The organism is Acidobacteriota bacterium (assembly GCA_039028635.1).
Classification (GTDB): Bacteria; Acidobacteriota; Thermoanaerobaculia; order Multivoradales; family JBCCEF01; genus JBCCEF01.
On sequence record JBCCHV010000063.1, the window covers coordinates 1 to 12262 of the forward strand.

11 protein-coding genes and 1 pseudogene are annotated in these 12262 nt (G+C 67.9%); 6 read left to right on the forward strand and 6 right to left on the reverse strand.

The window, feature by feature from the left end; all coding sequences use genetic code 11:
• Window positions 1–335: 335 nt before the first annotated feature.
• The 3 genes from AAF604_20645 to tsaB form a co-directional block, all read right to left on the reverse strand.
• Window positions 336–572: a YdcH family protein gene (locus AAF604_20645; protein MEM7052090.1), complete on the reverse strand. Its 237-nt coding sequence runs from the start codon at window positions 570–572 to the stop codon at window positions 336–338.
• 320 nt (window positions 573–892) lie between these two features.
• The gene (locus AAF604_20650) at window positions 893–1390 is read right to left on the reverse strand and encodes a GNAT family N-acetyltransferase (GenBank protein ID MEM7052091.1); all 498 of its coding nucleotides are present in this window, start codon (window positions 1388–1390) and stop codon (window positions 893–895) included.
• Window positions 1387–2052 carry a tRNA (adenosine(37)-N6)-threonylcarbamoyltransferase complex dimerization subunit type 1 TsaB gene (tsaB, locus tag AAF604_20655; GenBank protein MEM7052092.1) on the reverse strand — a complete coding sequence of 222 codons (666 nt, stop codon included), beginning with the start codon at window positions 2050–2052 and terminating at the stop codon, window positions 1387–1389. The genes AAF604_20650 and tsaB overlap by 4 nt, the downstream gene beginning before the upstream one ends.
• Here tsaB and mutS point away from each other — a divergent pair.
• The gene (mutS, locus tag AAF604_20660) at window positions 2051–4714 is read left to right on the forward strand and encodes a DNA mismatch repair protein MutS (protein MEM7052093.1); all 2664 of its coding nucleotides are present in this window, start codon (window positions 2051–2053) and stop codon (window positions 4712–4714) included. The genes tsaB and mutS overlap by 2 nt on opposite strands.
• The gene (locus AAF604_20665; protein MEM7052094.1) at window positions 4711–5742 is read left to right on the forward strand and encodes a glycoside hydrolase family 3 N-terminal domain-containing protein; all 1032 of its coding nucleotides are present in this window, start codon (window positions 4711–4713) and stop codon (window positions 5740–5742) included. The genes mutS and AAF604_20665 overlap by 4 nt, the downstream gene beginning before the upstream one ends.
• 247 nt (window positions 5743–5989) lie before the next feature.
• Here the strand turns inward: AAF604_20665 and AAF604_20670 are convergent, their stop codons facing one another.
• Window positions 5990–6472, reverse strand: a complete 483-nt coding sequence (locus tag AAF604_20670) for a single-stranded DNA-binding protein (protein MEM7052095.1) — start codon at window positions 6470–6472, stop codon at window positions 5990–5992.
• 145 nt (window positions 6473–6617) lie between these two features.
• Here AAF604_20670 and dtd point away from each other — a divergent pair, with 145 nt between their 5' ends.
• Entirely contained in the window at window positions 6618–7064 is a 447-nt protein-coding gene (dtd, locus tag AAF604_20675; protein MEM7052096.1) for a D-aminoacyl-tRNA deacylase, read from the forward strand.
• A 69-nt stretch (window positions 7065–7133) separates the two neighbouring features.
• Here dtd and AAF604_20680 read toward each other — a convergent pair whose 3' ends face one another.
• Together AAF604_20680 and AAF604_20685 are read right to left on the reverse strand one after the other, a co-directional pair.
• On the reverse strand, window positions 7134–7400 hold the full coding sequence (locus AAF604_20680; GenBank protein ID MEM7052097.1) for an HU family DNA-binding protein: 267 nt from the start codon (window positions 7398–7400) through the stop codon (window positions 7134–7136).
• 65 nt (window positions 7401–7465) lie between these two features.
• Complete coding sequence (locus AAF604_20685) at window positions 7466–8629, reverse strand: hypothetical protein (GenBank protein MEM7052098.1); 1164 nt, start codon at window positions 8627–8629, stop codon at window positions 7466–7468.
• 151 nt (window positions 8630–8780) lie between these two features.
• On the opposite strand from AAF604_20685, the gene AAF604_20690 reads away from it, so the two are divergent.
• The 3 genes and pseudogenes from AAF604_20690 (at window position 8781) to spoVG (ending at window position 12024) form a co-directional block, all read left to right on the forward strand.
• Window positions 8781–10694 carry a tetratricopeptide repeat protein gene (locus AAF604_20690; protein MEM7052099.1) on the forward strand — a complete coding sequence of 638 codons (1914 nt, stop codon included), beginning with the start codon at window positions 8781–8783 and terminating at the stop codon, window positions 10692–10694.
• A gap of 27 nt (window positions 10695–10721) precedes the next feature.
• Window positions 10722–11474: a hypothetical protein gene (locus AAF604_20695; GenBank protein MEM7052100.1), complete on the forward strand. Its 753-nt coding sequence runs from the start codon at window positions 10722–10724 to the stop codon at window positions 11472–11474.
• Between the two features lie 286 nt (window positions 11475–11760).
• Window positions 11761–12024: pseudogene (gene spoVG / locus AAF604_20700) on the forward strand (septation regulator SpoVG).
• Window positions 12025–12262: the final 238 nt, after the last annotated feature.

Below are 12262 nucleotides of genomic sequence, written 5' to 3' on the forward strand. Positions count from 1 at the left end.
CTTTTTTCAGCAGCCTGCTAGCAGCTTGCTGAAAAACTCTTGACTCGGCGCATCTTTGGTTCTCAAGAGTTCCCGAGCCCGAGGGGCGAGGCGGCGGCGAAAGCCGCCGAGGACGGGGGTGAAGGCGCACGACATGTGCGAGTGCCTGAGGGGGGCGCCTTTAGCCCCCCTGAAACAAACAGCAGGCGTTGAAGAAGCCGCCACGCGGCTTTTTCAGCAGCCTGCTAACAGGTTGTCGCGGCTCGGCGGCAGCGCGGGAGATGTGCTCCCGGTGGTGAGGAAGGGGCGGTCAACGGCGCTGGGCGCCCGCGGGGGGGCGCCCGGCCGGTGAAGCATCAGGCGGAGGCGGCGACCGCCGGACGGTGCTGCCGCATGATCTCGTACATGCGGTCTTTGAGGGCCAGCTTGTGAACCTTGATCTTCTTGGCCTCGAGCTCGTCGTCGAGGGTGTAGTCGGGGGTCTGCTGCAGCCGGTCGAGGCGCCGCTCACATTGCTGGTGCTCGTCGAACAGGCTGCGGAATTCTTCGTCGGTCTTCAGAAGCTCTTCCTTCAGGTCGGTTTGTGCACTCATGCAGTCTCCTCTCGGGAGGTGAAGGTAGCGGCCGAGGGCCGGCGCGTCGCTGCCGCGACAGCGAGTCCGGAAGCTTGGCCGAGACCAAGAAAAATCGACCCGTCCGCGGCAGCGCCGAGGGACGAGCGACGGGGAACCAGATTTTCGAATTGGGGACGGACGACGACCGCAGGAAACCCGGCGAACGCGGGAAGGAGCGGGAGTGGGGGTGTCTTCAGCACCCCGGAATTGCGATCTCTTCGGTCGTCATCGGAGGCGGTCCAAGGGTAGCACTGCGATCGATGGACGGGCAACCGCCCCGGCGGGTGGTTCGATCGCCGTCAAGGCCTACCGGCTGGAGTGGTCCGGGCCTCCGAGGCCCTGCCGTCGCGCTCGAGCGGCCGCGCCATCAAGACGGCATCGACCCCCCGGCGGTAGTAGCCGGGCCGCCGGCCGACGGCGCGGAAGCCGTGGCGCCGGTAGACGGCGAGGGCCGGGCGGTTGTCCTCGGCGACCTCGAGGTGGCAGCGCGTGATGCCCTGGCTGGCGAGCCTGCCGAGTCCGCGGCGCAGCAGGGCGTCGGCACAGCCGGCACCGCGATGGGCCGGAAGAACCGCCAGGCGCAGGAGCTCCGCTTCGTCGGCCACGGTCGTGAAGAGGGCGTAGGCGACGGCCGAGGGCACGCGATGGGCGATCCAGCCTTGCCCTCCCGCCTTGACCAACTCGCCGAGGAGCTGGCTCTCGCTCCAGGGGGTGTCGAAGCAAGCCGCCTCGAGGTCCGCCAGGATCGCGCCGTGGCGAGCCTCGGCGGGAACGATGTCGAGACGCCGCCGCCTCATTCCTTGCGGAATTGCAGCAGGCGCTTCGGCGGACCGGGCGGCGTCGTCGCCGGTGGTCGGAAGTAGAGCGGCGAGATCAAGCCGGCGGGGTTCCATTCCAGCTCGCGCTCGCTGAGGTGGCGCGCCGCCTGCTCGGCGAGGTCCTCCGGATCGTCTCCGGCGGGCAGCGGAACCTCGCCATCGAGGGCGCTGGCGCCGAAGCCGCGCAGCCGAGCCCGATGGCGTTCGGCGAGGGCGATCAAACGCTGGCGCGACAGGCGCTCGGCCGGCCCCTGGAGCTCGCCGGTGGAGAACCACTGGGCCGCCCAGTCGCCGCGCAGCACGTCGACCACGGTGATCAGCTCGTCGGAACTGCCGAAGGCGAGCGCTTCGAGGGTCGGAACGGTGGTGACCGCGATGCCGGTGGCCTGGTGGAGGCCGAGGACCGTCGCCATGCCGACCCGCAGACCGGTGAAGCTGCCGGGTCCGGCCAGGACCACGATGCCGGCGAGGCCTTCGAGAGTGGTGTCGCCGCGCTCGAGACAGCCATCGATCATCGGCAGCAGACGACGGGACGAGCTGCGCAGACCTTCGTGGTCCGAAGCCAGCAACTGACCCTGCCGGGCGAGGGCGACGCCGACCACCGGCGAGGCGCTGTCGAGGACCAGAAGGGGGCGCTCCATGGTGGCGCGAGTATACTTCGGCGCCATGTCGAAAAAGGCGTCGAAAAAGGTCGGTGGAAAGCTCACTCCGATGCTGCGGCACTACCTCGAGGTGAAGGCCGAACACCCCGACGCCATCGTGGTCTACCGCATGGGCGACTTCTACGAGCTGTTCTTCGAAGATGCGGTGACGGCGGCGCCGATTCTCGATGTTCAGCTCACCGCCCGGCAGAAGGGGACGGCCAACGAAACGCCCATGTGCGGCGTGCCGCACCACGCCATCGAGGGCTACATCGGCAAGCTCCTCGAGGCCGGCTTGCGAGTGGCGGTGTGCGACCAGGTCGAGGATCCGGCCCAGGCCAAGGGTTTGGTGCGGCGGGAGGTCACCCGGGTGGTGACGCCGGGCACGGTGAGCGACCCCAGTCTGCTCGACGGCAAAGAGGAAAACCTGCTGGCGGCGGTGGCCTGGGACGATCGGCGCGAGGAGGGCGCGATGGCCTCCCTCGATGTTTCGACCGGTGCCTTCGTTCTGCGCCGCTGGGCGAGCTCCGAGGAGGGCCTCGAGGACCTCGAGCTCAGCCGGCCGCGGGAGGTCCTCTACGAGCCCGACGAGGTGCCCTCGGAGATGGCCCGCTGGATCGAGAGCCAGGCGCCCTGCCGGACTCCCCTCGAAGGCGACCGCCTACTCGACCGGGCGCGCTCCGCGGAGCTCCTGGAGCGCCACTTCGGCACCGCGTCCCTGCGCGGCTTCGGGCTCGAAAAGGGAGAAGTGGCGATTCAGGCCGCCGCCGCCGCCCTCGCCTACGCGCGCGAAACGCAGCGCAGCGAGCTGTCCCACATCCAGACCCTGGAGGTGAGGACGGCGGCTGATCGCGCCATCGTCGACGCCACCACGGTGGCCAATCTGGAGATCTTCCGCAGTCTGCGCGAGGGCGGTCGCAAGGGCACCTTGATCGGCGTCCTCGACCGGACGGTGACGGCACCGGGCGGCCGCACCCTCAAGGATTGGCTGCGCCGGCCGTTGCGCCAGCCGCCGGAGATCGCCCGCCGCCATCGTGCCGTTCGAGCCCTGCGCGAGGCGCCCGCGGAACGGGAGCGGGTGCGCCATCTGCTGGCTTCGGTGGGGGACCCGGAGCGCCTGCTCGGGCGCGCCGTGCTGGCCTCCCTGACGCCCCGCGAGGCGGCGGCGCTGCGCGACAGCCTGACCGTGGTGCCGGAAATCTTCGCCACCATCGCCGATTCACCGAGCGGCGTGCTGGCGGATCTTGCCCGCATCGATCCCTGTGCCGATCTCGGCGAGCGCTTGACGCGCAGCCTCGAGGCCGAGCCGGCGGCCAGCCTCAAGGACGGCGGAGTGATCGCCACCGGCTTCGACGACGAGCTCGACCGCGTCCGCTCGCTGGCGCGCAACAGCAAGCAGCACATTCTGGCCCTCGAGGCACGCGAGAAAGAAGCTACCGGCATCACTTCCCTGAAGATCCGCTACAACCGGGTCTTCGGCTATTACATCGAGGTCACCAAAGCGAATCAGGACCTGGTGCCGGAGCACTACATCCGCAAGCAGACGCTGGTCAATGCGGAGCGCTACATCACCCCTGAGATCAAGGAGCTCGAGGAGGAGATTCTGTCCGCCGAGGAGCAGCAGGTGGCCCTCGAGCAGCGTTTCTTCGAAGAGCTCCGCCTCGGGATCGTCGCGGCCGGCGCCGCCTTGACCAGCCTCGCCGAGGCGGTCGGTGAGATCGATGCCCTGGCGGCCTTCGCCGAGGTCGCCGACCGCCGCGGCTACGTCGAGCCGGTGATGGCGGCGGCCGGTGGTGCCCTCGACATTCGCGAGGGCCGTCATCCGGTGGTCGAGCGGACGAGCCTCGAGGATTTCGTGCCCAACGATGTCGAGCTCGACGCCGAAGAGGCCCGCATCGTGCTGCTCACCGGTCCCAACATGGGCGGCAAATCGACCTACTTGAGACAGGTGGCCTTGATCTCGCTGATGGCCCAGGCCGGCAGTTTCGTCCCGGCGGCCGAAGCCCGCCTGAGCGTGGTCGATCGCATCTTCACCCGCGTCGGAGCGAGCGACGACCTCGCCCGGGGCGAGTCGACCTTCATGGTCGAGATGATCGAGACCGCCAACATTCTGCGCCACGCCACTCACGAGAGCTTGGTGGTGCTCGACGAGGTCGGGCGCGGAACGGCGACCTTCGACGGCCTCTCCCTGGCTTGGGCGATCGTCGAGTATCTGCACCAGCATCGCCGGCCGAAGACCCTCTTCGCGACCCACTACCATGAGCTGACGGAGCTCGCCACGCTGCTGCCGGGGGTGGTCAACCGCACCTTGGCGGTGAAGGAGTGGGGCGATCGCATCGTGTTCCTGCGCCGGGTGGTGCCGGGAAGCGCCGACAAGTCCTACGGCCTGCATGTCGCGCGCCTGGCGGGCCTGCCGGAGACGGTGGTGGAGCGGGCCGGCGAGGTGCTCGCCAATCTCGAGTCCCAGGAGTATGACCCTCAGGGGCGGCCGCGGCTCGCCGCCGGCTCGGTGCCGGAAGGGGCCAAGGCGGACCAGCTTCCGCTGTTCGTACCGGCGGAGCAGGTGGTGGCCTCGATCCTCCAGGAAACGGACGTCGATCAGCTCACCCCGCTGGCGGCCCTCAACCTGGTTCACTCGCTGAAGTCGCGAGTCGGAGGATGATCGGCGGCGAGCTCTTGGTGGTGGGCTTCGAGGGGCCCTCCTTGACGTCGCCCGAAAGCGCCCTTTTGCGTCGCCTCGATCCCTTCGGGGTGATTCTCTTCGGACGCAACATCGAGGACGCGGCGCAGCTCCACGGGCTGGTCGGGGAGCTGCGCCGAGTGGTTCCCGGGGCGGTGCTCTGCCTCGACGCCGAAGGCGGTCCCGTCGATCGTCTGAGGTCCGTCGTCGGCGCTGCCCCGGCCGCCGCCCGATTGGCCCGGCAGCCGGTGCGTCAGGCGCGCCGGGCGGGCCGCTGGATCGGCGCGGCGCTACATCATTTCGGCATCGGAATCGACTTCGCCCCGGTCGTCGATCTCGACCACGGGGCCTGCCGCAACGCTCTCGACGAGCGCTATCTCGGATCTCGGCCGGGCGCCGTGACGGCGCGCGCCGGAGCCTTCCTCGAGGGCCTGCGGAGCGCTGCCGTGGAAGGCTGCCTGAAACATTTTCCGGGCCTCGGAGGAGCCGCCCAGGACACCCATTTCGAGGGTTCCGAAATCGATCGTAGCCGTGCCGCCTTGGCCGACGACCTCGCTCCCTTCACTGCCCTCCGGGACCGCCATGCCCCGGTGATGGTGGGCCACGCCAGCTATGCGCTCCTCGATCGCTCGGCGCGTCCCGCCTCGCTGTCGCCGGCGATCGCCAGCGATCTCCTGCGAGGTGAGCTCGGCTTTCGTGGCGTCGCCTTCAGCGATGACCTGGAGATGAAGGCCCTCGACCGCTGGGGTTCTCTGCCGGAACGCACCCGGGCAGCCCTCGAAGCCGGCTGTGATGGTCTTTTGATTTGTCGGCGCTTGGCCGAAGCGCCGGCCGTGGCGGAGGCGCTGGCGGCTCCGGAGCTGGCCTCCCGGCGGCGTCAGGCCGGGGAGCGCCTGTCAGAGCTGCGCCGGCGAATGGCGAGCTGGCGACCGCCCCGGCGCTGGAGCCTCGAGACGATCCGCCGTCGCCTCGAGGCGCTCGATCGAGCCTTGCCTTCGGCCCAGGGCTAGCAGGTTGCTGAAAAACTCATCGGCAACCTGCTTCCGGGCCCGAGAGGGCTGGGCGCCCCCGGCCCAGCGGCGGCTCAGTCGCCGCGACGGTAGAGGAGGCCCAAGAACCACGCTTCTTGGGCCGCTGCGGGACGCGCAGTCAGGGGCGCTCAGCCCGGGGCGCGCAGTCAGGGGCGCGTAGCCCTCCTCGAAACACACAGCTAGCAGGGCTGGAAAAGGACGCGAAGCGGACTTTTTCAGCAGCCTGCTAGAAGGGAATGTCGTCGTCGTCCATCTCCGGAGCGCCGCCGGCGTTCCCACCGCCGCCGCTACCGCCGCCGGAGCCGCCACCTCCGCCTCCGCCTCCGCCTCCGTAGCCGCCACCACCGCCGCCGCCGTAGCCGCCGCCACCGTCCATGTCGCCGCGCTGGCCGAGCATCTGGAAGTTGTCGCAGACGATCTCGGTGCGATATTTCTTCTCGCCGGTGTTGCGATCGTCCCAGGAGCGGGTCTGGAGACGGCCCTCAACGTAGATCTGCTTGCCCTTCTGCAGGAAGCGGCCGGCGATCTCGGCCTGCTTGCCCCAGCAGACGATGTTGTGCCACTCGGTCTGCTCCTGACGCTGGCCTTCGCGGTCCGTCCAGCGACGGTTGGTGGCCAGGCTGAAGCTGGCGACGGACTGCCCCGACGGCGTGTTCCGTACTTCCGGATCACGGCCCAGATTGCCGACGAGAATGACTTTGTTGACCATGAACCTCTCCTCCCTTGAATCGTTGGGCCGGCAAGGTATCACAGCCACCGACCGCGTCCGGCGCCGTGGTGGGGCGCCTACCAAAGGGTCGCTATGATGCCCTGCCCGCAGGGTCGGGTGCTTTCCCAGAGGAGGACGGAAAAAGATGAGGATTGTCTTGCAGAGGGTTTCGTCGGCGGCCGTGCGGGTCGACGACGAGGAGGTCGGAGCGATCGGACGAGGTCTGCTCCTGCTGGTCGCGATCGAGCCTGACGACGACGGCGCTCGGGTGGCCGCGGCGGTGGAGAAGCTGACGCGACTGCGGGTGTTCGAGGACGAACGAGGTCACATGAACCTCGATGCCGGGCAAGTCGGCGGCGCCTTTCTGGTGGTTTCCCAGTTCACCCTCGCCGGCTCCCTCGCCAAGGGACGGCGCCCTTCCTTCGACGGCGCCGCGCCTCCGGCCGTCGCCGAGCCGCTGGTGGAGGAGTTGTCCGCGGGACTGAAGGAGCGTGGCTTCGAGGTCGCCAACGGACGTTTCGGCGCCACCATGGAGGTGGCGCTGGTCAACCAAGGTCCGGTGACCTTCGTCCTCGACATTCCTGCCCGCTGAGGGGTGGTCTAGAAGGTCCTGTGGCGACTTCAGCCGCTGGCTGACGAGGTGAGGAGCGAGCTCAGGCTCTCAGAGGTTTTTGAGCTCTTTGCCGGGCTTGAAGCGGACCGTCTTTCCGGGGGTGATCTCGACTTCGATGCCGGTCTTCGGGTTGCGACCGACGCCCTTCTTGCGGTCGCGGACCTGGAACACTCCGAAGCCGCGAAGCTCGATGCGCTTGCCGTTGCTGAGGGCGCGCTTCATGGATTCGATGATGGTGTCGACCGCCTGGGCGGCCTTCACCCGCGGCACGTCGGTCGCATCGGCCACGCGATTGACGATGTCAGCTTTGATCATCGATGCTCCAGTTGGGCCCCAAAACGGGCGCGAGTGTAGCAACGGCCCTGAACCCTGTCAACGGCCTAATTCTCTGGTTGGGCCTGCTTTTTCAATACGATACAGCGTTCGAGGGCAGCCGCCGCGACATTTGCTAGACGCTGCAAGGTGGTCAGGTCGAGACCGACCACCGCATCGCGCCGACGGTCACCATAGAGTACCGCCACCAGGCGCTCGCCGATGGCGATCGGAACGATGATGCAGACCTTGGGCATGGCGCCGTCCCAGCAGGCCATCAAGCGTCGGTGGCTGGGCATCGGAGGCAGGGGGCCAAAGTGATGATCGACCCCTTCCCGCAGCGCCTTGAAGAGCGAGGGTTGGGTCGCGGGGAGCGAGAACTCGGCGAAGCGCTGGTGCTGGAGGCCTTGTCCGCCGGCTTTCCAGGGCACGAAGGCCCGGCGCGTCGCTCCGAGGAGGGCGACGCGCTCGCAACTCTGCAGGAGAAAGTCGGTCAGGGTCTCGCCGATGGTTTCACGATCGCTGGTCGCGGCGAGGACAGTGAAGGCCTGCTCCGCCGTCAGTTGAATCGTCGACTCCGGCTCCAGGATGACCGCTTCGGCCGAGAAGTCGTCGAGCACCGTCGCCGAGGCGGTCGCCGCCGCCTCGCCGTCGGGTGATCCGTAGGCGGCTTCTTCGCCCGCCGGGAGAGCGAGCTCCGGCGGGGTGGCGAAGAGAGCGTCGCTGCCGAAGTCGTCCTCTTCCTGATTCCACAGGTAGCGTGATCGGTTGAGGCGATCGAGGAGGCGCGAGATGCGGCCCGGGCAATCGGTCTGGTAGTAGCGCTCCAAGGCCTCGACGATGCGCGCTTCGGGAGCGACGAAGGGCTCGATGTGCTTGCCGGTGGCGAAGGCCAGCTCGTCCTGGATGGCGAGGTCTTTGGGGTCGAGCATGGCGACCTCGAGGCGGTCGCCGCGCTGCCGGAAGGGGACCGCCCGGAGCTTCCGGACCAGCCGGTTGGACACCATGCGAAAGGTGTCCTCGGGAATGGTGCGGAGGCGGTCGGGGTCGACGGCCGGTACCTCGAGCTGGCTCGAGAGGGCCTCGAGGAGGCGCGTTTCATCGATGATCGAGGCCTCGAGCAGGCAAGTTCCGAGGCGGCCACCGGCGGCCTGCTGGGCGTGGAGCGCGCGATCGATGTCGGCACTGCCTGCCCAGCCACGTTCGACGAGCACTTCACCAAGCTTCTTCATGGCCAGTGGTCTCCGCGATCGAGGCGTCCGGGTCGGTTGTGAGTTGAGGCGCTTAAAGCCTTATTGCGCTTTCGTTTAGGAATCAAAGGTCGATTATAGGAGGGAGTTTCGGCTCTTGTAAAGACGAGCCGCGGCAGGGTATTCTCGGGAGGTGAGGTTACTCCTCGGTGTTTTCCTGATCTTTCCCTTCCTCGCGACGTCACTCCCGGCGCAAAGCGAACCGGACAACGCCCGCGCCCGCTACCTCTTCACCCTTGCCAAGATGCTCGCCGAAGAGGGCGAGCTGCGCGAGGCCGGCGAGGCCTTTCGGCGTGCCGAGACCCTGGCACCGGATGAACCCTATCTGCTGATCGAGCGGGCCGAGTTCCTGTTTCGACTCGCGTCTCGGGCGCGCGCCGCCGAACGTCGAGCCGAGCAACTCGGCGAAGCGGTGCGGCTGGCCGAGAAGGCGGCCGAGGTGGCGCCCGAGAACCTCGATGTGCTGCGCGCCCTCGGACAGATTCATCTCGCCCTGGCGGGCGAGCGAGCGGGTTCCCTGGAATCGGCTCTCGCCGCCCTCGAAGGAATTCGCCGCCAGACTCCCGGTGACCTCCGGACCATGATGCCCTTGGCGCAGATTTATCTTCGCCAGGGGGAGGCCAACCAGGCCGCCGAAGTGCTGCAGGATGCGGTCCGGCAAGGGCCGCAGTCGGCGGCGGTCTATTCCCTGCTGGCGGACGCTCTGCAGGATGCCGGTCGCACCGCCGAGGCCAGTGTGGCTCTCGAAAAGCTCCTCGAGCTCGACCCGCTGGCGGTTCAGGCACGCATCGAGCTGGCCAAGAACCACGGCAACGGGGGAGACCACGAGGCCGCTCTGCGGGTCCTCGAAGAGGCGCCCGAGCAGGTCATCGACCAGCCCGAGGTGCGGTCTCAGATGAGCTGGCATCTGCTGCGTCTGGAACGCTATGACGAGGCCCTGGCGGCGGCCGATGACAGTCTCGCCAAGGGGGCCGACGACCTCTGGCTGCGCTTCCTGCGCTCGCAGGCCTTGATCGGGCTGGAGCGAACGGAAGAGGCGCAGGCGGAGATCGCGGAGCTGCGTCGAGAAGAGCCCGACAACCTCGAGCTGGTGCGAACGGCGGCGGATCTCTTCGAGCGCGAGGGGCGCATCGATGAAGCGGTGGCGGTGCTCGAGGAGGCGATCGCTGGAATGCAGGAGGAGCGTGCCCTGGTGCGTGCCCGCTTCCTGCTCGCCGGCTTGTTGGCGCGCGCCGGACGGGTCGACGACGCCCGCCAGGCCTTCGGCCCCGCCCTCGGTGCCGAGGACCGCGAGGTGCGGCGTTCCGCATACCTGATCCTGGCCGACCTGCTGGCGCAGGAAGGACGGGGTGAAGATGCCCTGGAGGTGCTCGCCTCGGGCACCGCCGATCTGCCCGAGCTGCAGGCCAAAACCCTCGATCTGCTGATTCGCGAGGGCTCCGAAGGCAAGGCCCGGCGTCTGGTCCAGCGCCTCGCCAAGGCCGGCGAGAGCGCCATCTCGGTGGTGGCTGCCCAGGCGGCCCAGGCCCACCAGCGCTACGACTGGTCGCTCGATCTGCTGGAGTCGGTGCTGGCCAAGCGGCCGGATCATCGCCAAGCGCTGTTCTCGGCCGGCGCCGCCTACGAGCGGACCAATCAGCAGGAAAAGGCGGAGGCCTCCTTCCGGCGCCTTCTCGCCCTCGAGCCGGACCACGCCCATGCCCTCAACTATCTCGGCTACATGTGGGCCGAGAACGGGGTCAATCTCGAGGAAGCCCTCGATCTGGTGCAGCGAGCAGTGGCCCTCGATCCCGAGAACGGCGCCTTCATGGACTCCCTGGGGTGGGCCCATTACCGCCTCGGCCAGTATGTTCAGGCGCGGCAGTATCTCGAGCGCGCGGCCGGCATGGTGCCCGACGACGGTACCGTGGCAGCCCATCTCGGCGACGTCTACCGGGCGCTGGGGGAGAACCAGCGGGCGGCCGAGCTCTATCGCCGAGCCCTCGACCTCGATATCGCGACCGCCGACGAGGTGCGTCGCAAGCTCGAAGCGCTGCGCCTCGACTAGGGACGACGGGCGCCGTCGGCTGAGAGCGTGGCCCTGATCAAAACGACCGCTGGAAAAGGACGCTGGCGATGGCTCCTCGGAGGCTTCGCCTTGACCTTGGGTGTGGGCTGCGGCTCGCTGACCACGGTGCCGGCATCCCAGGGCTCGTCGCAGCCACCTTGGCAGCTCGCCGAGGAGGAGTACCCCAGTCAACGACTGTTGCGTCTCAAGTTCGACGATGGCTCCGGTGGCGGCAGCTTCCGGCTGGCATTGCGTCTGGCGGCTCCTGATCGCTATCAGGCCCGTGCCGTCGACCTCTTCGGGCGGCCCCTTTGGTCGGCCGAAGTCGAACCGGCGGCGGGCACCGTCGTCGACCACCGGCAACGGCGGTGGTGCGCCATCGCAGGGCGGGCGGAAGGGCTGAGGCTGCCTCTGGCGCCGTTTCCGATGACCGCCCTGCCGGCCCTGTTGGTCGGCCGGTTGCCGGCCCAGGGGGAGGTTCGTCGCCTTGCCGAAGAGGGACGCTTCGAGGTCACCGGCGTCGATGGCCTGCGCTGGACCGGCCGCGAACGCTCCGGCGAGCTGGTCTCCTGGACCTTGTGGCGAGAGGGTGATCGGCGGCTCAGCTGGGTGCGTCAGGGGGGCGAGGCGATCCTGTCCGATCCCGCCGGCGGTTTCCAGCTGCGCTGGCGTTCCGGCACCCGCCACGAGCTGCCTCTCCCGCTCACCGCGATGCGCCTTCCCGAAGGTTACGAGGAGGTTCCTTGTCGCCTTCTTCTCGACCGCCTTTCTCCGATTTGACACCGTATCGTCGCATCTCTAGCATTAGGTCTACAGCGCGAAGACACGGCTCTTCGTCGTCTCGAGAAATCGGTTTTTTGTCGCGCGGAAGTGCCGAAGGCCGCGCGATTTCTAGCGTTTTTGTTTTTTCGAAGCCGTCGCCTCGAGCGGTGGCCGATTGCTTGGTTTTGCGGTAGGGGCCTTGCCTCGGTGTGCTCGACGCTCGCCTCGCAATGGTCTCGAGGTTCCCATCGTGCGCCTTCGCACGGCTGTATTCGGTCATGGGATCACGAATAGGGGCAACAGTATGGAGATCACCGAGGTCAAGGTCTTTCCGATCAGCGAAGAAAAGCTGAAGGCCTTCGTGTCGGTCGTTTTTGACCAGTGCTTCATGGTCAACGACATCAAGATCATCCAGGGCCGCGATGGTCTGTTCATCAGCATGCCCAGCCGCAAGAAGAAGAACGGGGAGTTCAAGGATGTCGCTCATCCCTTGAACAATGCGACCCGTCGGATGATCGAAGGCACGGTGCTGGAGGAGTACGAGCGGGTGTTGGCAGAGCGTGGTGAGCGCTTGCCGGCGCCGCCTCGGGCCCCGGTCGGATTGAACCCGACGGCGCCGGTCGCAGCGGAGCCAGCGCCGGCAGGAGGCTCGCCGGCGCCGCCGAAGGGCGAAGATTCGGACGACGCGGAGAGGAGTCTCGAGGAGGTGCAGGAGATGCACCTGCGCGATTCGTTCTGGTCCGTGCCGTAGGTTGTGGCGGCGCTCGCAGCGGCGTCGGTCGAAGGTTTCGAGGCCTTCGAACACG

Coding starts and splice junctions, on each gene's coding strand:
- AAF604_20645 (MEM7052090.1), bottom strand. CDS start 572: ATGAGTGCACAAACCGACCTGAAGGAAGAGCTTCTGAAGACCGACGAA.
- AAF604_20650 (MEM7052091.1), bottom strand. CDS start 1,390: ATGAGGCGGCGGCGTCTCGACATCGTTCCCGCCGAGGCTCGCCACGGC.
- mutS (MEM7052093.1), top strand. CDS start 2,051: ATGGTGGCGCGAGTATACTTCGGCGCCATGTCGAAAAAGGCGTCGAAA.
- tsaB (MEM7052092.1), bottom strand. CDS start 2,052: ATGGAGCGCCCCCTTCTGGTCCTCGACAGCGCCTCGCCGGTGGTCGGC.
- AAF604_20665 (MEM7052094.1), top strand. CDS start 4,711: ATGATCGGCGGCGAGCTCTTGGTGGTGGGCTTCGAGGGGCCCTCCTTG.
- AAF604_20670 (MEM7052095.1), bottom strand. CDS start 6,472: ATGGTCAACAAAGTCATTCTCGTCGGCAATCTGGGCCGTGATCCGGAA.
- dtd (MEM7052096.1), top strand. CDS start 6,618: ATGAGGATTGTCTTGCAGAGGGTTTCGTCGGCGGCCGTGCGGGTCGAC.
- AAF604_20680 (MEM7052097.1), bottom strand. CDS start 7,400: ATGATCAAAGCTGACATCGTCAATCGCGTGGCCGATGCGACCGACGTG.
- AAF604_20685 (MEM7052098.1), bottom strand. CDS start 8,629: ATGAAGAAGCTTGGTGAAGTGCTCGTCGAACGTGGCTGGGCAGGCAGT.